Source organism: Serratia grimesii NBRC 13537, from assembly GCF_001590905.1.
Classification (GTDB): Bacteria; Pseudomonadota; Gammaproteobacteria; order Enterobacterales; family Enterobacteriaceae; genus Serratia; species Serratia grimesii.
Window position 1 is genome coordinate 336,340 of the sequence record NZ_BCTT01000006.1, and the last position, 19,973, is coordinate 356,312.

13 protein-coding genes are annotated in these 19,973 nt (G+C 41.2%); all 13 read left to right on the plus strand.

Going from position 1 to position 19,973, the window contains the following annotated elements; translation table 11 throughout:
* Positions 1–43: 43 nt before the first annotated feature.
* A complete protein-coding gene (locus SGR01S_RS08250; RefSeq protein ID WP_061807097.1) occupies positions 44–1,147 on the plus strand; it encodes a glycosyltransferase family 4 protein in 1,104 nt (367 codons plus the stop codon).
* A gap of 35 nt (positions 1,148–1,182) precedes the next feature.
* Complete coding sequence (locus tag SGR01S_RS08255; RefSeq protein ID WP_061807098.1) at positions 1,183–2,319, plus strand: polysaccharide export protein; 1,137 nt, start codon at positions 1,183–1,185, stop codon at positions 2,317–2,319.
* Between the two features lie 10 nt (positions 2,320–2,329).
* On the plus strand, positions 2,330–2,761 hold the full coding sequence (locus tag SGR01S_RS08260; RefSeq protein WP_061807100.1) for an arsenate reductase/protein-tyrosine-phosphatase family protein: 432 nt from the start codon (positions 2,330–2,332) through the stop codon (positions 2,759–2,761).
* Positions 2,762–2,776: 15 nt separating this feature from the next.
* Positions 2,777–4,930 (plus strand): tyrosine-protein kinase Wzc, encoded by a 2,154-nt coding sequence (gene wzc, locus SGR01S_RS08265; RefSeq protein ID WP_061807101.1) that lies wholly within the window; start codon positions 2,777–2,779, stop codon positions 4,928–4,930.
* A gap of 113 nt (positions 4,931–5,043) precedes the next feature.
* On the plus strand, positions 5,044–6,105 hold the full coding sequence (locus SGR01S_RS08270) for a glycosyltransferase family 4 protein (protein ID WP_061807103.1): 1,062 nt from the start codon (positions 5,044–5,046) through the stop codon (positions 6,103–6,105).
* 97 nt (positions 6,106–6,202) lie between these two features.
* On the plus strand, positions 6,203–7,363 hold the full coding sequence (locus tag SGR01S_RS08275; protein WP_061807105.1) for a glycosyltransferase family 4 protein: 1,161 nt from the start codon (positions 6,203–6,205) through the stop codon (positions 7,361–7,363).
* Positions 7,364–7,458: 95 nt separating this feature from the next.
* Positions 7,459–8,892 carry an undecaprenyl-phosphate galactose phosphotransferase WbaP gene (gene wbaP / locus SGR01S_RS08280; RefSeq protein ID WP_061807107.1) on the plus strand — a complete coding sequence of 478 codons (1,434 nt, stop codon included), beginning with the start codon at positions 7,459–7,461 and terminating at the stop codon, positions 8,890–8,892.
* Between the two features lie 90 nt (positions 8,893–8,982).
* The gene (locus SGR01S_RS08285) at positions 8,983–10,146 is read left to right on the plus strand and encodes a hypothetical protein (RefSeq protein ID WP_061807109.1); all 1,164 of its coding nucleotides are present in this window, start codon (positions 8,983–8,985) and stop codon (positions 10,144–10,146) included.
* A gap of 51 nt (positions 10,147–10,197) precedes the next feature.
* Positions 10,198–11,481: an oligosaccharide flippase family protein gene (locus tag SGR01S_RS08290; RefSeq protein WP_061807111.1), complete on the plus strand. Its 1,284-nt coding sequence runs from the start codon at positions 10,198–10,200 to the stop codon at positions 11,479–11,481.
* Positions 11,482–11,861: 380 nt separating this feature from the next.
* Positions 11,862–14,867, plus strand: coding sequence for a beta strand repeat-containing protein (locus SGR01S_RS08295; RefSeq protein WP_061807113.1), 3,006 nt, complete (start codon positions 11,862–11,864; stop codon positions 14,865–14,867).
* Positions 14,868–15,255: 388 nt separating this feature from the next.
* The gene (locus SGR01S_RS08300; protein ID WP_037420148.1) at positions 15,256–17,022 is read left to right on the plus strand and encodes a type I secretion system permease/ATPase; all 1,767 of its coding nucleotides are present in this window, start codon (positions 15,256–15,258) and stop codon (positions 17,020–17,022) included.
* Between the two features lie 54 nt (positions 17,023–17,076).
* A complete protein-coding gene (locus SGR01S_RS08305; RefSeq protein WP_061807116.1) occupies positions 17,077–18,408 on the plus strand; it encodes an HlyD family type I secretion periplasmic adaptor subunit in 1,332 nt (443 codons plus the stop codon).
* 2 nt (positions 18,409–18,410) lie between these two features.
* Positions 18,411–19,787, plus strand: a complete 1,377-nt coding sequence (locus SGR01S_RS08310) for a TolC family outer membrane protein (protein ID WP_061807118.1) — start codon at positions 18,411–18,413, stop codon at positions 19,785–19,787.
* Positions 19,788–19,973: the final 186 nt, after the last annotated feature.

Sequence of the window (19,973 nt, forward strand, 5' to 3'; positions counted from 1 at the left end):
AAAAGAAATGACGATTGTGGATAACTATAGTGGATGATGTAGGATGAATAGTATTCAAGATGAAATCGTAAAAGCTGATATTGATAAATTCATTCTTCAAATGAATCAAGAAAAGTTGATTTTTATTTTCCCGAGCAAATTTGTTGGGGGACATGAAATAATGGCATTAGAAATAATAAGGAAAATATTGTCTCAAGGGAATAGAAATGTCAATGACATTTTTTGCATTTTCCCGAGTGATAATAAAAAGCTTGAGAAAATTATAAAAACAAACCATTTTGAATTTAAAACATACAAATCAAACGATTCAAAACCAGAATTTTTACACGCCTTTTTTAATCCGTTTTATCTATATCGATGCATTAAAATAATTAAAACCTTATCAAAGGAAAGAAATATAATTTTGGTTCAAGGTGATATTTTGCAAGGTGTTGGATTTATAGTTTCAGGAAAATTGTTGCATAGTAAAATAATTAGCTACATACCCTACGCACATTCTTTCAGGAAAATGGGTGCCAAGCTAGCTACGCTTAAAGATTTTTTCGCAAAGATTATTTATAAAACTTGTGAGGAATACATCACAATATCCGAATGTTTTAAACATGAAATAGAACTAAAAAATAAAAACGCGAGAGTATCACTCATACACAACTTTGTGAGTGAGGAGGGAATACCTGAAAAACCTAAAGAGAGAGATCTTGATAATGATGATGAGATAAATATCTTTATTATCGGTAGGGTGCAATTCCATCAAAAAGGTCACGATATTCTCATTGACGCATTGACAGGGATCAGCGACTACAAAATTACACTTCATGTAGTGGGTGATGGACCAGATCTACATAAACTAAAAGCAATGCAACATAAGCTGCCAAAAAACATTGGGTTAGCGCTTCATGGTTGGGTTGACGATTCATGGCGTATTGCCACTACCCATAATATTGATTTTTTGGTAATACCATCGCTTTTCGAGGGGGTGCCGCTTGTGATGTTAGAAGCCCAAGCACGGGATGTGCCGATCATTGCTGCTGCAAGGGATGGCATGCTAGATTATTTGCCTAAAAATAGCCTTTATGCAGTTTCAGGCGATGAAGTTGCAGCACTGCGAGATAAAATACTCTATCATATTCAAAATCAATTAGCATAAATTCAACTTCAATATTTAGATGGTAGCGACCAATAATGATAAATCCAAGAGTTAAAGCTTTAGCAATTATTGTATATGGGACGATGCTAACCGGATGTACTGTCATCCCAGGACAGCATTTGAGTCAAGATAGCAAAAACATTGTTAAACAAGAAGATAGTGATTTTAATATTGATGATATGGTCAACATTTATCCATTGACTCCTTCACTGATTGCCAAGCTTAGGCCCGTAAAAGTTGTAGCTCAACCTAATGCGTCACTTGAACAGGCAATTAGAAATTATGAATATAAGATCGGTGTAGGCGATGTTCTTAACGTGACTGTTTGGGACCATCCTGAACTTACAACACCTGCCGGGCAGTATCGTAGCGCCAGTGATACGGGTAACTGGGTGCAAGCAGACGGAACTATCTTTTATCCCTATATTGGAAAAGTCAAGGTTGCGGGCAAAACGGCTAGTCAGGTTCGAACTGAAATTTCTAATCGTTTAACTCAGTATATCGAAAGCCCTCAAGTTGATGTGAATATTGCGGCTTTCCGCTCTCAGAAAACCTACATAACTGGTGAGGTTGAAAAATCGGGTCAGCAATCGATCACCAATATACCGTTAACCATTCTGGATGCAATTAATGCTGCTGGCGGGCTAAGTGCTAATGCCGATTGGCGTAATATTGTGTTGACGCATGAGGGAAAAGAACAAGTTTTATCATTGCAGAAGCTGATGCAAAATGGCGATTTAACACAGAACAGACTTCTTTTCCCTGGTGATATTGTTTACGTACCTCGTAATGATGAACTTAAAGTGTTTGTTATGGGCGAAGTTAAGACACCAGCAACGCTAAAAATGGATCGTAGTGGAATGACGCTCACAGAAGCACTTGGTAATGCAGCTGGTCTTGACCAGACAACGTCCGATGCTACGGGAGTTTTTGTTATACGACCTTTACGTGGCACCCAAGGAAGCAAGCTTGCAAATATTTATCAACTAAATATGGCTGATGCTACCGCTATGGTAATGGGAACTGAATTTCAATTACAACCTTACGATATTGTATATGTTACCGCAGCACCAATAGTTCGTTGGAATCGTCTGATTTCACAATTGGCTCCTACTATATCCAGCTATAATAATTTAACTGAAGGTACATTGCGTATTCGTAATTGGCCATAGGAAATAACAAATGTTTGATTCTATTTTGGTCGTTTGTGTCGGAAATATATGCCGTTCACCTATTGGAGAACGGTTACTGAAAGATTTATTACCGGATAAGAGTGTGAGTTCGGCTGGGATATCGGCACTGGTCGGTAAAAGTGCTGATGATAAAGCATCAGCGGTTGCCAGTAACTATGGTGTGAGTTTGGACGGACATATAGCTAGACAGTTAACGGCAGACATGTGTAGAAAAAATTCGTTGATCCTAGTAATGGAACGACGACACATTGATGCTGTATGTCAGTATTCGCCGGAGGCTCGCGGAAAAACCATGCTATTTGGTCATTGGAATGATAAAAAAGAGGTCGTGGATCCTTATCGTAAAAGTGATGAGGTATTCGAGATTGTATATAATTTGTTGGCTGAATCAGCTCAGAAATGGGCTAAAGCACTAAATTGATTAATAGAGATTACAATGACTGACAATAAAAGAGCCAGCACTACGGGTAGTAGTCACGATGATATCGATCTCGGCAGATTGTTTGGGATGTTGATTGACCACCGTTGGTTGATTATAGGAATAACCCTTTTATTCTCTGTTGCAAGCATGGTATATGCGATATTTGCAACTCCTATTTATCAATCAGATGCGTTGATACAGGTTGAAAACCCAACGGGTAACGCGATTCTGAGTGATTTGTCGCAAATGATGCAGAGTAATGAAGCGGGATCCTCATCTACTGAGATTGAGCTTATTCAGTCAAGAATGGTTATCGGAAAGACAGTTGATGATTTAGGATTAGATACGATTGTTGAAGTAAAACGCTTTCCTATTTTTGGTAAAGGTTGGGCAAGATTAACGTCAGCAGGAACGCCAAGAATAGCTTTATCGAGAGTAAATTTCAGGGATAACCTAATTGGGTCTGATTTGGAATTGAAAGTAATTGATAAAGAAAATTATATCCTATATTCAGACGGCCAGGATATTCTTAAAGGAAAAGTTGGTGAATTCGCCAGCTCAGACTATGCAAGTATGTTGGTTACCGCGATAGACGCTCAACCAGGAACTATTTTCCTGGTAAAGAAAGTTCACCAGATATATGCTATAAATAATATACTGGATTCATTAACAGTTGTTGACAAAGGCAAGGACACTGGCGTTCTGAGCTTAAGTTATTTAAACCCAGATCCTAACCTTGCGAAGAAAGTCCTGCAAAGTATTAGCAATAATTATCTCCTACAAAATGTTGAGCGAAAATCTGAAGAGGCAGCAAAAAGTTTAGCTTTCCTGAAAGAGCAGCTACCTCTGGTTAGAGCGTCATTAGATGAAGCGGAAAATAAATTAAATCTATTTAGGCAACAGAACTCTTCAGTAGATTTATCGCTGGAAGCTAAATCAATGCTTGATACGATTGTTGCCACTGAATCCCAATTAAATGAGTTGACTTTCAAAGAAGCTGAAATATCAAAGCTTTATACCAAAGAGCATCCCGCTTATCGGGCGTTATTGGAAAAGCGAAAAACGCTTGAAACTGAAAAAGGCAATCTGAATAAGAAAATTAATGGGATGCCGAAAACGCAACAAGAAATTATTCGCTTAACGCGTGATGTTGATGCGGGAAAAGAAATCTATATGCAACTGTTGAATAAACAACAGGAGCTGAGCATTACTAAAGCTAGTACAGTTGGCAATGTTCGGGTTGTCGATCCGGCCATTACGCAAATAAAACCAGTTAAACCGCGTCAAGCACTTGTCATAATCATTGCATCTATGTTCGGTCTTCTAATATCCGTTAGTATTGTTTTACTTAAAACAATGCTGCATAAAGGGATTGAAGGCCCAGAACAACTAGAACAAGAGGGCATCAACGTATACGCGAGCATACCATTCTCTGAATGGCAGCAAAAGAAAGATAAAGAAACGTATGCCAATTATAAGAAGCGTCATCAACCTGGGAAGGGAAACCTCTTATCGAAAGAGAATCCTGCAGACCTTGCAATAGAAGCAATTAGAAGCCTTAGAACAAGTTTGCATTTTGCAATGATGGAGTCCAAAAATAATGTTTTAATGGTTTCCGGGGCTAGTCCGAACATCGGTAAAACGTTTGTCAGTATCAACTTGGCTGCTGTTATTGCTCAAACGGGGCAAAGGGTGCTTATCATCGATGCTGATATGCGAAAAGGATATTCTCATAGTTTACTCGGTTTTGATGGAACGAACGGTCTTTCTGATATACTTTCAAATAAGATATCAGTTGAGCAAGCGATCAAAAAAACCGATGTTGACGGCATGGATTTTATTTCTCGTGGACAAGTGCCGCCGAATCCAGCTGAGTTATTGATGACGTCTCGACTTGAGCAATTATTAAGTTGGTGTAATGATAACTACGATTTAGTGTTAATTGATACTCCTCCAATTCTGGCCGTAACAGATGCAGCTATTATCGGTCGTCATGTTGGGACATCTTTGATGGTAGCTCGTTTTGCGATGAACACTGTGAAAGAAATAGAAGTGAGTATACGTCGCTTTGAACAAAATGGTGTTGATATCAAAGGTGTGATATTGAATGCCGTAGAGAGACGAGCTGCAAACTACTATGATTATTATCAGTATGAGTATAAAAGTTAATTTTTGAAAGTAACTGGCAGGCAGAGTTAATTCTGCCTGCCGTACGCTATATTCACTTTTTTCGATCATGCCTAAGAGCTTTAACACACATAGAGCAAGGTACTTACTTAATTATGATATATGTTAATGCAAGGTTTTTGACTCAAAATCTCACTGGAGTTCAGCGTTTTGCAGAGCAAATAAGCCTTGAATTAAAGAAAATAAGAGATGATATCGTATTCTTATCACCTCCAGATATTCTTAGGCATGATATTGCCTCGCAACTCAATGTTGTAGTTGTGGGTAAGAGAGGCGGACATTATTGGGAGCAAGTCGAACTTCCAAAATTTTTAAAAAATAATGGAAGAGGGCTTCTGATTAACTTAGGGAATACGGGGCCAATTCTGTATAAAAATCAAGTTGTGACGCATCATGATGTTACTTATAAGAAATACCCTCAGAGCTACTCATGGAAATTTAGATTAATATATAATACTCTAATTCCATTAATGTTAAAAAAGAGCCGTTCATTAATCACTGTTAGTGAATTTTCAAAAAAAGAAATAACTGATACTTATCATTACGATAAAGAAAAAATTAGTGTTATTTATAATGCGGCGAGTGATATTTTTAAAAAAACAATAAGTCAAAGTGAGAATAAAAAGCATTTTTTCTTGGCTGTATCATCGCCTAATTTTCATAAGAATTTTCATGGATTGATCAGCGCTTTTAAAAAAAATAAAGAACTTGAAGATTTCGCATTAAAGATTATTGGTGAAAAAAATAAAAACTTTAACGGCATCGGGCTTGATGAATCACTAGATGATAATGATGGAAGAATTGAATATCTTGGTCGTGTTTCAGATATAGAATTAGCTACGTTATATTCTACGGCACACGCATTCATTTTTCCGTCTTTCTATGAAGGCTTTGGTATACCCCCGCTTGAGGCACAAGCATGTGGATGCCCTGTTTTATCTTCTCATGCGGCATCTATGCCTGAAGTTTTGTTGGATAGTGCAATTTTTTTCGACCCGCATAGTGAAAGGGAAATTGCAAATGCTATGAATTTTATAGCTAAAAACCCTGATGAGAGAGCTAAAATTATCAATAAAGGTTACGAAAATATTACGCGTTTCTCATGGGGTAATTCCGCGAAAAAATTAAACTCTCTTATCAATCAACTGAATCAATAGAATCTTAATAAATATTGAAGTTTGCTTTATGGCTATATTTACAGTCTATAGCCGACGATAAGCAATTCTATTATTTATTCTTTTAAGGAGATTTCTAATGTCCCAGGGGACAATTAATATTGGCATTGTAGCGGATTGGCTGGTTACATATGCTGGTGCTGAAAAAGTTATAAAAGAATTTATTCAACTTTATCCCGATGCTGATCTTTACTCTGTGGTCGATTTTTTATCGGATGAGTCCAGAAATAATTTCAGTGGTAAGCACGCAACTACGACATTTATTCAAAAACTACCTAGATCTCGGAAAATTTATCAAAAATACCTTCCGTTAATGCCGTTAGCCATCGAGCAGCTAGATGTTTCGCATCACGATATTATTTTGTCAAGTAGTCATGCTGTATCAAAAGGCGTATTGACCGGTCCAGACCAAATGCATATCAGTTATGTTCATTCTCCTATCCGATATGCATGGGATCTGCAACATCAATATCTTCGAGAGTCAGGATTGGATAAAGGTATTAAAGGTTTACTCGCAAAATGGTTGTTGCATAAAGTTCGATTATGGGATTTACGTACCGTAAATGGAGTGGATCATTTTGTTGCAAACTCTCAGTTTATAGCTCGTCGAATCAATAAGGTTTATGGTCGGCATGCAGACGTTATATACCCTCCAGTGGATGTGGAACGTTTTAATTTCAGGGAGAATAAAGAAGATTTCTATATAACAGCATCCAGGTTGGTCCCTTATAAGCGTGTTGACCTGATTGTAGAAGCATTTAGTGCGATGCCCGATAAAAAGCTAGTTGTGATCGGTAATGGTAGTGAAATAGAAAAAATAAAAATGAAAGCGGGTAAAAATGTTGAGATCATGGGGTATCAAAATAACGATATAATGCAAAGTTATATGGAGCGTGCAAAAGCATTTGTCTTTGCCGCTGAAGAGGATTTTGGTATTACCCCAGTTGAAGCTCAGGCTTGTGGTACTCCGGTGATAGCTTTTGGGAAAGGTGGCTCTCTTGAGACCGTTAGGCCGTATGGTGTGGCGTCTAAACCTACAGGTGTTTTTTTTGATAAACAGACTGCTGATTCAATAAAGGATGCGGTGAGTCAATTCGAAACTATACAAGATAGAATTTATGCAGAGGATTGTCGCAATCATGCAGTAAATTTCTCTTGTGAGAGATTTAGAAAAGAAATGGATACTTATATCACTGCAAGATGGAATGAATTCGAAAATAGAAAAAAGATAATTTATTGATGTTGTTATTATTTTAGTGGCGAAAATTAAATTTTTATATGATTTAAAAAAGATTTTTACTAAATAATTAAGGGGTTTGAAAATGGGTAAAACTGATGAAAAAAAATAGTAACTTTTGGATCGGTCTTTTTCCAAAGATGTTCCTAGCAATATCAGATATCGTATTTTTCAATGTCGCCATATTTTTAGCCTATATATTGATTGGTTTATTCTCTACGCATACTAGTGATTTTGTTCTTCCAGAGGAGTTGAATGTTAGGATTACGTCACACTTTGTGCTTTCAATTATATGTATAACATGGTTCTGGACGCGACTTAGACATTATTCTTATAGAAAACCCTATTGGTTTGAGTTGAAAGAAATAATACGAACCTTGATAATTTTCTCAGTGCTTGACTTGGCATTGGTGGCCTTCTCTAAATGGAACTTCTCTCGCCTTTTATGGTTATTTACTTGGGTCATTATCCTTGTTCTAGTACCTATTGGCCGGAGTGTGGCTAAACGTATACTCAACAAATTTGACCTGTGGAAAAAAAATACGATAATTATCGGTTCTGGTCGAAATGCATTCGAGGCTTATGCTGCACTACAAAGTGAAGAGGTACTGGGTTTTAAAGTTGAAGCCTTTGTATGCACAGGGTCATCCGATAAAAAAAGTTATCTAGGGATACCACTCATTGATAGTGAGGAAGAGCTATGGCGTTTAGTTGATATAGACAATACTCAATTTATAGTCGCTTTAGAATTTGAGCAACATAGCTTACGCGATTGGTGGTTGAAAAACCTTGCTAAGAATAATTGTCGGTCTGTATCGGTGATCCCGACTCTTCGAGGCGTGCCTCTTTATGGTACGGATATGTCTTTTATTTTTAGTCACGAAGTGATGATTTTGAGAGTCAGTAATAACTTGGCTAAACGTTCTTCACGATTTACCAAGCGTTTATTCGATATTGTGAGCTCTTTTTCTATTATGCTACTTCTTTCACCGATATTGATTTTATTGGCCTATTTAGTGTCTAAAGATGGTGGAAAGGCTATTTATGGTCATGAGAGAATAGGCCGGAGTGGACAGCGATTTAAATGCCTTAAGTTCCGCTCAATGGTAGTTAACTCTCAAGAGGTACTTTCTCAATTACTCGAGAGTGACGCAGATGCTCGGGCTGAGTGGAATAAAGATTTTAAACTTAAAAATGATCCTCGGGTAACAAAAATTGGCGCATTTATTCGTAAAACAAGTTTGGATGAATTGCCACAATTATGGAATGTTTTCATTGGAGAGATGAGCCTGGTTGGGCCTCGCCCAATCGTTGAAGCTGAATTGGAACGTTACGCAGGGGATGTGGATTATTATTTAATGGCGAAACCAGGAATGACAGGGCTATGGCAAGTTAGTGGACGTAACGATATTGATTATGATACACGAGTTTACTTTGATGCTTGGTATGTAAAGAACTGGGCCTTATGGAATGATATAGCTATCTTATTTAAGACAGTTAATGTTGTTCTTCGTAGAGATGGTGCATATTAAAATAAATGTGATTGACGCGCGCGTGGTTAGTTATGCGGGCGCATTTTTGAATGCTATTCAAGATTGAAATTTTCCTTGTAAGGAAATGTAATGACAACCGTGCTGAAAAATGAGATGTGTATAAGTGAAAGTAGTCGCGAGTCTCTCTATCTGAAGTTGTTGAGATGCTTGATTGCTTTATTTATCATCGCTAGCCCGTTAAGCCCATATATTTCAAATACTACTTTTTATCTATGGATTCCATTGGTTATTCTGGATTATCAATATATAAGTACACTTAGGAAAATATCTAAACCGGTTCTTCTTTGTGTATTTGTTTGGTTAAGTATGTGTGTTCTTTTCCTACGGTTTGATCTTGCCGTAAAATCGGCTATTTTAATCCTAGGTGTGTCATATTTATTAAAGATAGGAAGTCATATTACAAATAAAGTTTATATTTGTATGCTTATATCAATCCTTTGGTGTGTCATACAGTTTATAGCATATCAGATAAGCCCTGCCTATTCAGTAATTATTGGTCCAAGCTCGATGTCACGGTTTTTTTGGGGGGATTTTGCGACGAATACTTACACTAATCAGTACGTTTTATTTTTATTCCCTAGAATGTCAGGTCTTTCTCGAGAGGCTGGTTTTTTTGCCTCACTTTTGATTATATGTTTTATGATACGAATAAGAGATCATAAACTCAGCCTTCCTGAGAAGTGCCTTTTCTTCTTGGGGTACGCTTTTAGCCTATCAAAGTCTTCTATATCATTGGTTTTTTTTATGATTCTTTACCCTATGCGAAGACTCTTGAAAAAAATACCTGTAATTATTACGTTTATCGCCCTTGTGATTATTTTTGTCGCGCTCGCCCAATTTTTAAATATAGGCTCTCCTAGTTACTTTACGGCTAATGACTCAATCGCTCATAGATTGTCTGCATCCTATCTGATGCTACATATGAATATAGGTAATCTTTTATATGGATGTAATACTGATTATAATTGTCTAGTTGATTATCAACCTGTGTTTAAATTCCTAGCCGATCAGGGAATGATGCCTGCTGTTGGTCTATCCGGATTAATCATGGATATGGGGCTTCTGGGATTTGTTGGTATTGTATTCTTTTTTGTTATACTTAAGTTAGATAGTTACGATGTTGCCATACTGGTGATATTTACTGCAACAGTATCTTTCTTCACTCTTGATAGTTTTATCATCCTTACTTACTACTATATCATCACAAATCATAAAAAGGTTGAGGATGACTAAACTATCCGTCGAAGTATTAATATGTAATGAAGGGTATTCAGGTGTGCTGCAATGAAGCTTAAAGTCTTTAGAAATTCCTTTTGGATGATCTTAGAAAAAGTAATATCGATATTTGGTTTGATTTTTGTGACATCATATGTGGCTAAATATATTGGACCTTCTGCCTTTGGGGCTATATCTTTTGCTGCATCACTTTTCGTAATAATCCAGGCAATTGCCTTGTTTGGTTCTGAGCATCTTGTTTTCAAAAGGGTAAGTCAAAATAGACGCTCAGGAATAAACCTTATGCAGTCAACTAAATTGCTGCGTGGTATTGTTTTCGTTCTATCATCACTGCTGGTTCTGATATATGTTTACTATACATTTGATTTTCTGACGTTGGCTTTCTGCGTTGCCAGTTGTATTGCCACTTATTTCATAACGCAAGATGTTCTTGTTATTTACAATGATGCAACACTCAACTCTAAATTTAATACGATAGCTAACGCCATTGGATTAATTATTAGCTTATGTATTAGATTTGTCATCTCACACTTTGAACTTCCGGTCATTTATCTTGCCATCCCTATAGTCACTACAACGTTAATTCCTTACTTTATTCGATTGTATTTCTTCAGAAAAACTGAAAGAAATAGGTCGGTAGAAAGTATAAAACTAGCTTGGGATGTCAGACGTAGATACATGAGGTATATGTTCTTTGCAGGATTGCCATTGGCAATTTCTGGTGTCTCAATAACTTTGTATACCAGATTATCACAGTTAGTACTCGCCAAATATGGTTCTACCGCTGAGCTTGGCGTTTTTTCTGCCGCCAGTGTTTTGGCGTCATCTTGGACTTTTGTAACCTTGGCATTTATAACATCTTTCTTTAGTGAAATTTATAAAATAAAGGATGAGAGTGCTGCAATAAAGATAACGGCTAAACTAAATGGTCTCGTCATTGCCATTTGCATTATTGTAATTTTTGGTATTGTGGTTGTAGGGAAACAAGTTGTTTTACTATTGTATGGTGATGCATATGCATCGGCATATCCTATTATGATTATTCTTTCAGTGGCGACCGCCTTTTCTGCTATGGGGCCCGTCGCACACAGGTATATTATTAAGGAATCAGGTTATCACTATTTGTCATATAAAACGGTTGTTGTTTTTCTGATAAATATCCCGCTTACCTTTATTTTAGTTCCGTCTTACGGGATTATGGGAGCAGCAATAACTTCGTTATTGACAGAGTTTATTTCTTTAACTTTTCTTAACTACTTTTTCAAAAAAGGAGTCATTGCAAAAATCCACTTATTGACTTTAGACCCTAGAGTCTATCTCTTTAAAAAGTAATTGGCTAAATCTTGCTAGGCTACATCAATTGTAGGCATTCTAGACAAACTCATTATCACTATGATTTTGTCTAGAACCTCAAAATTTCACTATTTCCACTTCGTAACTGCCAGACCTCCCTCGTTGTCATACCTCGCTACAGTCAGGCTCTAGTATACTGATTATCCTCGAGTTTCATGTATTTCCACTCTGCTAAAAATCCATTCAAATAGAAATCGTTAGCAAGCAATAATTCCCGTATGTTTTTTTATTTTATGCTATTGAACTTATTATTTTGTCAATCTTGACAGCTAAACCTTCCTGCACTTAACTTAAATTGCAGTTTGTGTTTTTTACTTTTTAATTTATCGTCCATCATATTGAATGACTGGGGGTTTTTTATGGCTTCTTTAGCAGCTCAAGAAAGTATCGTAGCCCTTTACTATGCCACGTTAGGTGCCAAAGCGACGCATGCGTTCTTTGATGCGCAAGCGGGTAATCTTGAGAATGGATCTCTCACAACCAGCCAGTTTGTCGACTCGTTGCTGACATCAAGTGCTGGCTTGACCCTATATAATGGTAAATCTAACTCTGATATATTAACGTCAATATATACTAACGTTTATGGAAGCGCACCATCTGGGGCGGTACTTTCTGGACTTTTGTCGAATGGTAATACATTATCTCAAAACATTGCCAATTTAACGTCTCAACTTTCTAATTATGAAGGATTTGACAGTACTATATTAGCTCAACAAAATAATTTTCAGCAGATCCTTAATGTGGCCTTATATAGTGGGGACGGTACGGCAGCTGGATTGGGGGGGACGACTGTACGTGGAATCGCTTATGTAATGGGGACTGGTCCAACTGCTGATTTTTTAAATACTTATGGTACCGGAATCAACAATGGAAGTTTCACTGAGTTGAATGTGGCTACCGCATTATTGTTGACGAAGCAATCATTAGTAACTGCATCGGCATCGACATTCATTAACACAATCTTTAAAGCAGGATATTTACGTGCGCCTACTACTACTGAATTAAATACTTATTTAAATGAGCTCAGCTCCGGTACTAGCCGTGCGCAGGTCATTGTTAATGTTTATGATTCCTTGAAGGCTATTACATCAGGCGCCGATCTCGCTGCTCAGCAAAAATTGGTTTTGAATTCGCCAAGCTATAGTGATGGATATTTACCGTCTAGTACTCTAATTAAAGAACAAGTCGCCTCAATCTTCTTATCCGTCCTTGATCGAGGCGTTGATACCGTTGGTCTGAGCAGTTATTCAAGACAGCTAGAGCGCGGAGCTAAGGTTTCTGCAGATGTGATCAAAGAAGCCCTGGGATCTGTTGAGTTCAAACTCCATTTTCCTCAGGGGATTACATTAAATGACTACATTCAGTTAATTTTTACAGATGTGCATGGTGTTGCGGCAACTAGCGCTCAGCTTGCATACTACAATGGATTGGGTACGGATAGAGTCGTAATTACTCAAGCCATCATCAACGACCTTCGAACTTCAACAGCGACTGATGCTACGACAGTAAGTCAGCAGCACGGCTTTGAATTCGATATTGGCACCAGCTTGCTGTACAAAACTGCCGCCTCACTGACGGCAACAGCGGCTGGCGGCAATGCAACAGGCACCGTGAATACCGGGACTTCACACCAGATCAGTAATGCCGAAACTGCGGTTTTGCAAAATGTTCAGCTGAACGCCAACGCAGCTAGCATCGTTAACCTGAAGTTCGCTGACCATCTGGCGAATTTGACAATTAATGGTACCAGCGCAGCTACTGTTAATCTGTCTGACAACGGCGTTAACCCGGGTGTAGACATTACTGTAAATAACGGCAATGTCATTCTGAATGCCAGTTCTGGTTCGGACGCTGTGGTAGTGACCTCGACCGCGAATATTGCCACCGGTACAGGCCAGTTTAACCTTGGTGCCGGCAACGACAGCTTGCAGTGGGCTGGTAATGGGGTGTCAAACGGCGCTAACACAGTAGCGACTACTATCAAAGCTGACGGGGGCATTGGCACAGACTCTATTTCCGCCAACTTTATCACCAAATCTGTAGTGACTAACCAAAATGCTTTGGGTGTTCGCACCAGCGTTGTAACCAGTAATGCCAATAACTTCTCAAACTTCGAGCAAATTGATCTGACAGGGTACATCGGTAAATCCGTTGGTACTCTGATTACCACACCATTGATTGGTTCACCAACCACCACCAGTGTAACAACTCCAACTCACGTCTTTGATTTTGGTTTAACCAACGGGACGGCTACGGTTGAAGGGACAACTGGGGGCACGGTCACTCAAGGCGCTGCAGCCACTAACCTGGGTGCTCAGGGCTTTGTGATTTCTGGTTTGGCCAATGCCAGCGTGATTAACGCTGCTGGCGGGACTGCGGCACAATTGGAAGTCAAAGGTGATGCAACATCGGCAAGTACGTTGAGTTTCACTTTTGTCCAGAATGCGACTGACCATTTCAATATTAACTTTGATGCGGTGAGTTCTGCGAACGTGAATGCAGGTGCTATCAGCTTGAACAGCAGCAGTAGCGCATTGCTGGGTACTGCGTTGGGTACGGTGAATATTGCTTCTGGTGGTACGGGGTCATTCAGCAACATTATGTCTTTGGCTGGTACCAATGCACAGGTTCAGACCATCAATGTAACAGGTGACCATGCTCTGAATTTAGCGGTAGGTAGCGGTTTTAGCAATGTCCGTGATATCAATGCCTCCACTAATACCGGTGGCCTGAATCTTGATTCAAGCCATGCAGGGACGGGTGATGGTATCATCGTACAGCTGTTGAATGTTCTGCCACTGAGTGCGGTAACTACTGCTCTGTTAACGCCACTGCTAAATACACTGGGTCTGAATGGTTATCAGCTAACAGTTGAAGGTTCTACTACTGCTGATAGCTTCAACATATTGGGAAACACGACTCTGACAGGTGGTGCGGGTGCCAATACGTACGACTTGAAGTCCAGTAACTCACAAGCAGGTGTTACCATCACCGATTTCAGTACCGCGAAGGATAAGATTGTCGATGCTGCATCTGGCTTGACTTTGTCCAATACGGGGAATGCGGTTGGCGACTATGGTACACGTTCAGCGGATACTTTGGACGCCTTGTTAGGTTCATTGGTTGGCGGGTTGACTACCGGTGTTGTGGGGCTGTTGGGGGGGATTCTTGGTCTGAGTAACCCGAACTCACTGACTTCTAAAGTTGGTGTGGCATCAGTGGTGTTCAGCGGAACGGGTAATAATGCTGATTCTTATGTGATTATTGATAACAATAATAACCACACACTTGATGCTAACGATACTGTCGTTTATTTGACAGGTCAAAACCACCAGCAATTAGTGGACAATCTGCACTACGCGTGAGTGTAAGCTCTGCAAAGTAATAGTTCTCATGATAACTGTTACTTTTTAAATAATACGGGGAGGTTATTCTCCCCGTTTCTTTAATTTGTGATCGGTATCATTATCTATAAATTATTCCTTTTCATAATAACCTCTCTTGTGTCTTCCTTTCAGTTTATCTTGTTGTTTTCACTCGCTTTGACTGTCACTGCTTCCTTGGTTTTTTTTCGTGTTGTACCTTGCTGATATGTGCTTTCTCTACCTATAGTTAAAAAAAGTATCTGCAGTCTCGAGCATGTTTGGGGAGTCTTCTTGAGGATTTTCTTTGTTTTTATTTTCTTTTTAAGAATTTCCTTAGAAGTAATTGATGCGGATTGGGCTGACAGTGCACATGATGTAAGGGCAGAAAGTGAATCAATTTATACCGCGTAATGAAATTGCGGATGTTATACGGACACGTACCAAAGTCTTTTGGACCGTTGGCATATTCACCGCATTTATTAATCTGTTAATGCTCGTTCCTTCAATCTATATGCTCCAGGTTTATGACCGGGTACTTCCATCACGCAATGAGATCACGTTGCTGATGTTAACGCTGATTATGCTGGGAATGTTCGGCATGATGGCGTTGCTGGAGTATGTGCGTAGCATGGTTGTTATCCGTATCGGCAGTCAGCTGGATATGCGTTTAAATACGCGGGTTTACACTGCTGCGTATGAGTCTAATCTAAAAAATGGTTCCTCTGATGCAGGACAAATGCTCGGTGATTTGACCACCGTACGGCAGTTTCTGACGGGCAGCGCGTTATTTGCATTTTTCGATGCGCCGTGGTTCCCAATTTATCTGCTGGTGATTTTCCTGTTTAACCCTTGGTTGGGATTGTTCGCGTTGGTTGGTTCGTTGTTGCTGATAGCGCTGGCCGTGATCAACGAAATGGTATCGAAAAAACCTTTGGCTGAAGCCAGCAAGCTCTCAATTATGTCCTCGAGCTTAGCTAGCACCAATCTGCGTAATGCTGAAGTGATCGAAGCATTAGGCATGTTGCCTAACTTAAAAGGCCGCTGGTTTAACTTGCATCAACGGTTCTTGAATAGTCAACGTATAGCAAGTGAGCGCGCCACTACAGTCACCTCAATCACTAAGTTCGTTCGTCTCTCACTACAGTCTTTAGTGCTGGGGTTGGGCGGCTGGTTGGCGATTGACGGCCATATCACTCCAGGAATGATGATTGCCGGTTCTATCCTTATGGGACGCACGCTCGCTCCTATCGAGCAGGTCATTAACGTTTGGAAAAGCTGGAGCTCAGCCAAATTATCCTATCAGCGTCTGGTGAAATTGCTGGATAAGCACCCACCGCGTGGTATGGGTATGTCCTTGCCACGTCCGGAAGGGATTGTCTCTGTTGAAGGTGTAACTGCTACACCTCCGGGTTCGAAGGCTGATGCGGTATTACATAATGTCAGCTTTGCTATCCAACCAGGTGATGTATTGGGGATTATCGGCCCAAGCGCTTCCGGCAAGTCAACGTTGGCGCGTTTGCTTGTTGGTATCTGGCCGGTCAGTGAAGGTATCGTGCGGCTCGATAATGCCGACATATATCAATGGAACAAAGACGAGCTGGGTCCTTATATCGGTTATTTACCGCAGGATATTGAGCTGTTTGGTGGCACTATCGCCGAAAATATCGCACGGTTTAACGATTTAGATGCAGAAAAGGTTATCGAGGCTGCCAAACTGGCCGGCGTGCATGAGCTGATACTGCGCTTCCCAAACGGTTATGACACGATCATCGGCAGTGGTGGGGCAGGGTTATCCGGCGGACAAAAACAGCGTATTGGTCTGGCGCGTGCACTGTATGGCGATCCTTCCCTGGTCGTATTGGATGAACCTAACTCCAATCTCGATGATGCCGGTGAAAAAGCGTTGAATCAGGCAATATTGTTCCTTAAACAGCGTAATAAAACGGTGATTCTGATTACCCACCGTACCAACTTGCTATCAATGACCAGCAAGCTATTGCTGTTAGTGAACGGCACCGTCAATGCATTTGGTCCTACACAGCAGGTGTTGCAAGCACTGACAAATGCGCAAAAGGCGCAAACTCCGCAGCAAGCGGTGCGTGCCGTCAATTCCGAGCCGGATGAAGGCAATATCCCAAAAACTCAAATTAATTAAGCTGTGAACTTGCCGGGCGGCGCTGAAGCGCTGCCTGCAGTCAAAGGAGTTGGTATGTCTACGCACATTGGCGAGCCGCAAGACTCGTATTCAGAACAAATCCCACAAGATGAGCGGCGTTTTACCCGTATGGGATGGTTAGTGGTTGGTCTTGGTCTGTTTGGTTTTTTTGCATGGGCAGCGTTTGCACCACTGGATAAAGGGGTTGCGTCACCCGGCTCAGTCACTGTTTCTGGCAATCGCAAAACGGTGCAAGCACCGGCCAGCGGTATTATCAAAAACATCACAGTAAAAGAAGGCGACAAGGTTAAAGCGGGCGAGGTGTTGGTGCAATTGAGCCAGGTACAGGCTCAGGCACAGGTTGATTCTCTTCGCGATCAGTATTACACCACATTGGCCACTGAAGGCCGTCTGCTTGCTGAACGCGACGGTTTAAGTAAGGTCACTTTTTCCCCCGTTTTCGAACAAATCCAGGCTCAGCCACGCGTAGCCGAAATCATCGCATTGCAAACGCAGTTATTTTCGTCTCGTCGCCAAGGGCTGCAAAGCGAAGTTGATGGCTATAAACAGTCAATGGACGGTATGCGCTTTCAACTGAAAGGTTTGCAGGATTCTCGGGTTAACAAACAGATCCAGCTTTCCAGCCTCCGTGAGCAGATGAACAGTATGAAGCAATTAGCCGCGGACGGCTATTTACCACGTAACCGCTATCTGGAAGTGCAGCGTCAATTTGCGGAAGTGAACAGCAGCATTGATGAAACAGTCGGGCGAATTGGTCAGGTACAAAAACAGCTACAGGAGTCTCAGCAACGGATCGATCAGCGGTTTGCTGACTATCAGCGTGAAGTCCGAACCCAACTGGCACAGACTCAGATGGATACCAGCGAGTTCAGAAACAAGCTGGAAATGGCGAACTTTGACCTCGGCAATACGGCTATTACCTCACCGGTGGATGGCACCGTAGTTGGATTGAATATCTTTACTCAGGGGGGCGTCGTGGGAGCGGGTGACCACCTGATGGATGTTGTACCCAGCCAGGCTACGCTGGTGGTTGATTCTCGTCTCAAAGTCGAGTTGATCGACAAGGTGTACAACGGGTTGCCGGTGGATCTGATGTTTACTGCCTTCAACCAGAACAAGACCCCGAAAATACCGGGGACGGTGACTTTGGTTTCTGCCGACCGATTGGTGGACAAAACCAATGGCGAACCCTATTACCAAATGCAGGTTACTGTTTCTCCTGAGGGCATGAAATTGCTCAGTGGGGAAGACATTAAACCCGGTATGCCTGTTGAGGTTTTTGTGAAGACCGGTTCGCGTTCACTGCTGAGTTATCTGTTTAAACCTATTTTGGATCGCGCTCATACTTCATTAACCGAGGAATAATTTTGATTCAATTTAAACGACAGGTTGCTGGCCTTACTATCAGTACCCTCTTGTTTGCGATATCTGCGCCGGTTCATTCGATAGGGATTATAGACGCATATTCGCTGGCACTTGAGAAAGATCCGACCTTCCGGGCGGCAATAAAAGAGAAAGAAGCGGGAGACGAAAACGAAAACATTGGTAGGGCGGGGCTGCTGCCGAAGGTATCACTTAATTACCAAAACTCGCCGAGAAACTGGCAGACGCAAAAGTATCCGTCGAGTGACTTTTTTGGCAATGTGAGCGAAGTGACTCAACGGCAGCAGTACCGCAGTTATTCCAGTTCGGTAACGTTGACGCAGCCGTTGTTCGACTATGAGGCCTACGCGCGCTATAAGGCTGGTGTAGCGCAAACATTGATGTCGGACGAACGCTACCGCGGCAAGTTTCTGGATCTGGCGGTACGGGTGATCTCTGCCTATGTTGAAGTGGCCTATTCCAAAGATCAAATCGCTTTGGCTTCTGCACAAAAAGCGGCTTATAAAGAGCAGTTAGCACTGAACGATCGTTTAATGAGTGCAGGGGAAGGCACCATTACGGACGTTTCTGAAACTCAGGCTCGCTATAGCTTGGCTGAGGCTCAGGAGATCGAAGCGCGTGATGCGCTAGATTCGGCGCAGCGTGAGCTCGAAGTCATTATTGGTGTACCGCTCAACCAACTGGATGAGGTACAGGTCTTGCGTCCTGGGAAATTCCAGGTAGCCCCATTGATTCCTTCAAAGTTTGAAGAATGGCAAAAAATTGCCCTTGAAAATAACCCTATGTTGGCGGCATCACGTCACGGCGTTGATGCAGCGAAGTATGAAGTAGAGCGTAACCGTGCGGGCTTTATGCCGCAGGTGCAACTTTATGCTTCACACTCGGAGAACGACTCCAGTAGCGATAATACGGTCAACCAGAAATACCGCACTGATAGCATTGGCGTACAGGTGAGCATGCCAATCTATGCCGGTGGTGGCGTTTCTGCATCAACTCGCCAGGCCGCGGCACGATATGGCCAGGCGATGTACGAAATGGATACGCAAGTCGGTAGCACGCTGAACGATCTGCGTAAACAATACAATCTGTGCATCAGTAGCCGTGCCAAGTTGGCTGCGTACGAACTGGCGGTTAAATCAGCGACCACGCAGGTAACGGCGACACGTCAGAGCGTGTTGGCAGGGCAGCGTGTTAACGTTGATGTGCTCAATGCCGAACAACAGCTCTATAGCGCCCAGCGCGACCTGGCTTCTGCCAAGTACACTTACATAAAATCTTGGATCACATTGTTGAGTGATTCGGGGACGCTTGATGAAAGTGATGTTAAGCGTGTGGCGCAGTATTTTTCGATGAGCCGCTGAGTAATAATGCGACAAATTGCCATTTTACTCTAAGTATTAATCTGAAAGAGCAGCCGAAAGCTGCTCTTTCAGTCTTTTATACGTTATGTTATTGCGCGTATACAGATGCTGAATTTAGCTCGTGTAGGTTGCAAAAAACTATTCCCCCTAGGGGGGCGCTCATTCCCATCAATAATAGCACTTTTT

Excerpts from the sequence above, each read along its gene's own strand:
- wzc (WP_061807101.1), top strand. The coding sequence starts at position 2,777 with ATGACTGACAATAAAAGAGCCAGCACTACGGGTAGTAGTCACGATGAT.
- SGR01S_RS08275 (WP_061807105.1), top strand. The coding sequence starts at position 6,203 with ATGTCCCAGGGGACAATTAATATTGGCATTGTAGCGGATTGGCTGGTT.
- SGR01S_RS08290 (WP_061807111.1), top strand. The coding sequence starts at position 10,198 with ATGAAGCTTAAAGTCTTTAGAAATTCCTTTTGGATGATCTTAGAAAAA.
- SGR01S_RS08250 (WP_061807097.1), top strand. The coding sequence starts at position 44 with ATGAATAGTATTCAAGATGAAATCGTAAAAGCTGATATTGATAAATTC.
- wbaP (WP_061807107.1), top strand. The coding sequence starts at position 7,459 with ATGAAAAAAAATAGTAACTTTTGGATCGGTCTTTTTCCAAAGATGTTC.
- SGR01S_RS08270 (WP_061807103.1), top strand. The coding sequence starts at position 5,044 with ATGATATATGTTAATGCAAGGTTTTTGACTCAAAATCTCACTGGAGTT.
- SGR01S_RS08295 (WP_061807113.1), top strand. The coding sequence starts at position 11,862 with ATGGCTTCTTTAGCAGCTCAAGAAAGTATCGTAGCCCTTTACTATGCC.
- SGR01S_RS08305 (WP_061807116.1), top strand. The coding sequence starts at position 17,077 with ATGTCTACGCACATTGGCGAGCCGCAAGACTCGTATTCAGAACAAATC.
- SGR01S_RS08260 (WP_061807100.1), top strand. The coding sequence starts at position 2,330 with ATGTTTGATTCTATTTTGGTCGTTTGTGTCGGAAATATATGCCGTTCA.
- SGR01S_RS08255 (WP_061807098.1), top strand. The coding sequence starts at position 1,183 with ATGATAAATCCAAGAGTTAAAGCTTTAGCAATTATTGTATATGGGACG.
- SGR01S_RS08285 (WP_061807109.1), top strand. The coding sequence starts at position 8,983 with ATGACAACCGTGCTGAAAAATGAGATGTGTATAAGTGAAAGTAGTCGC.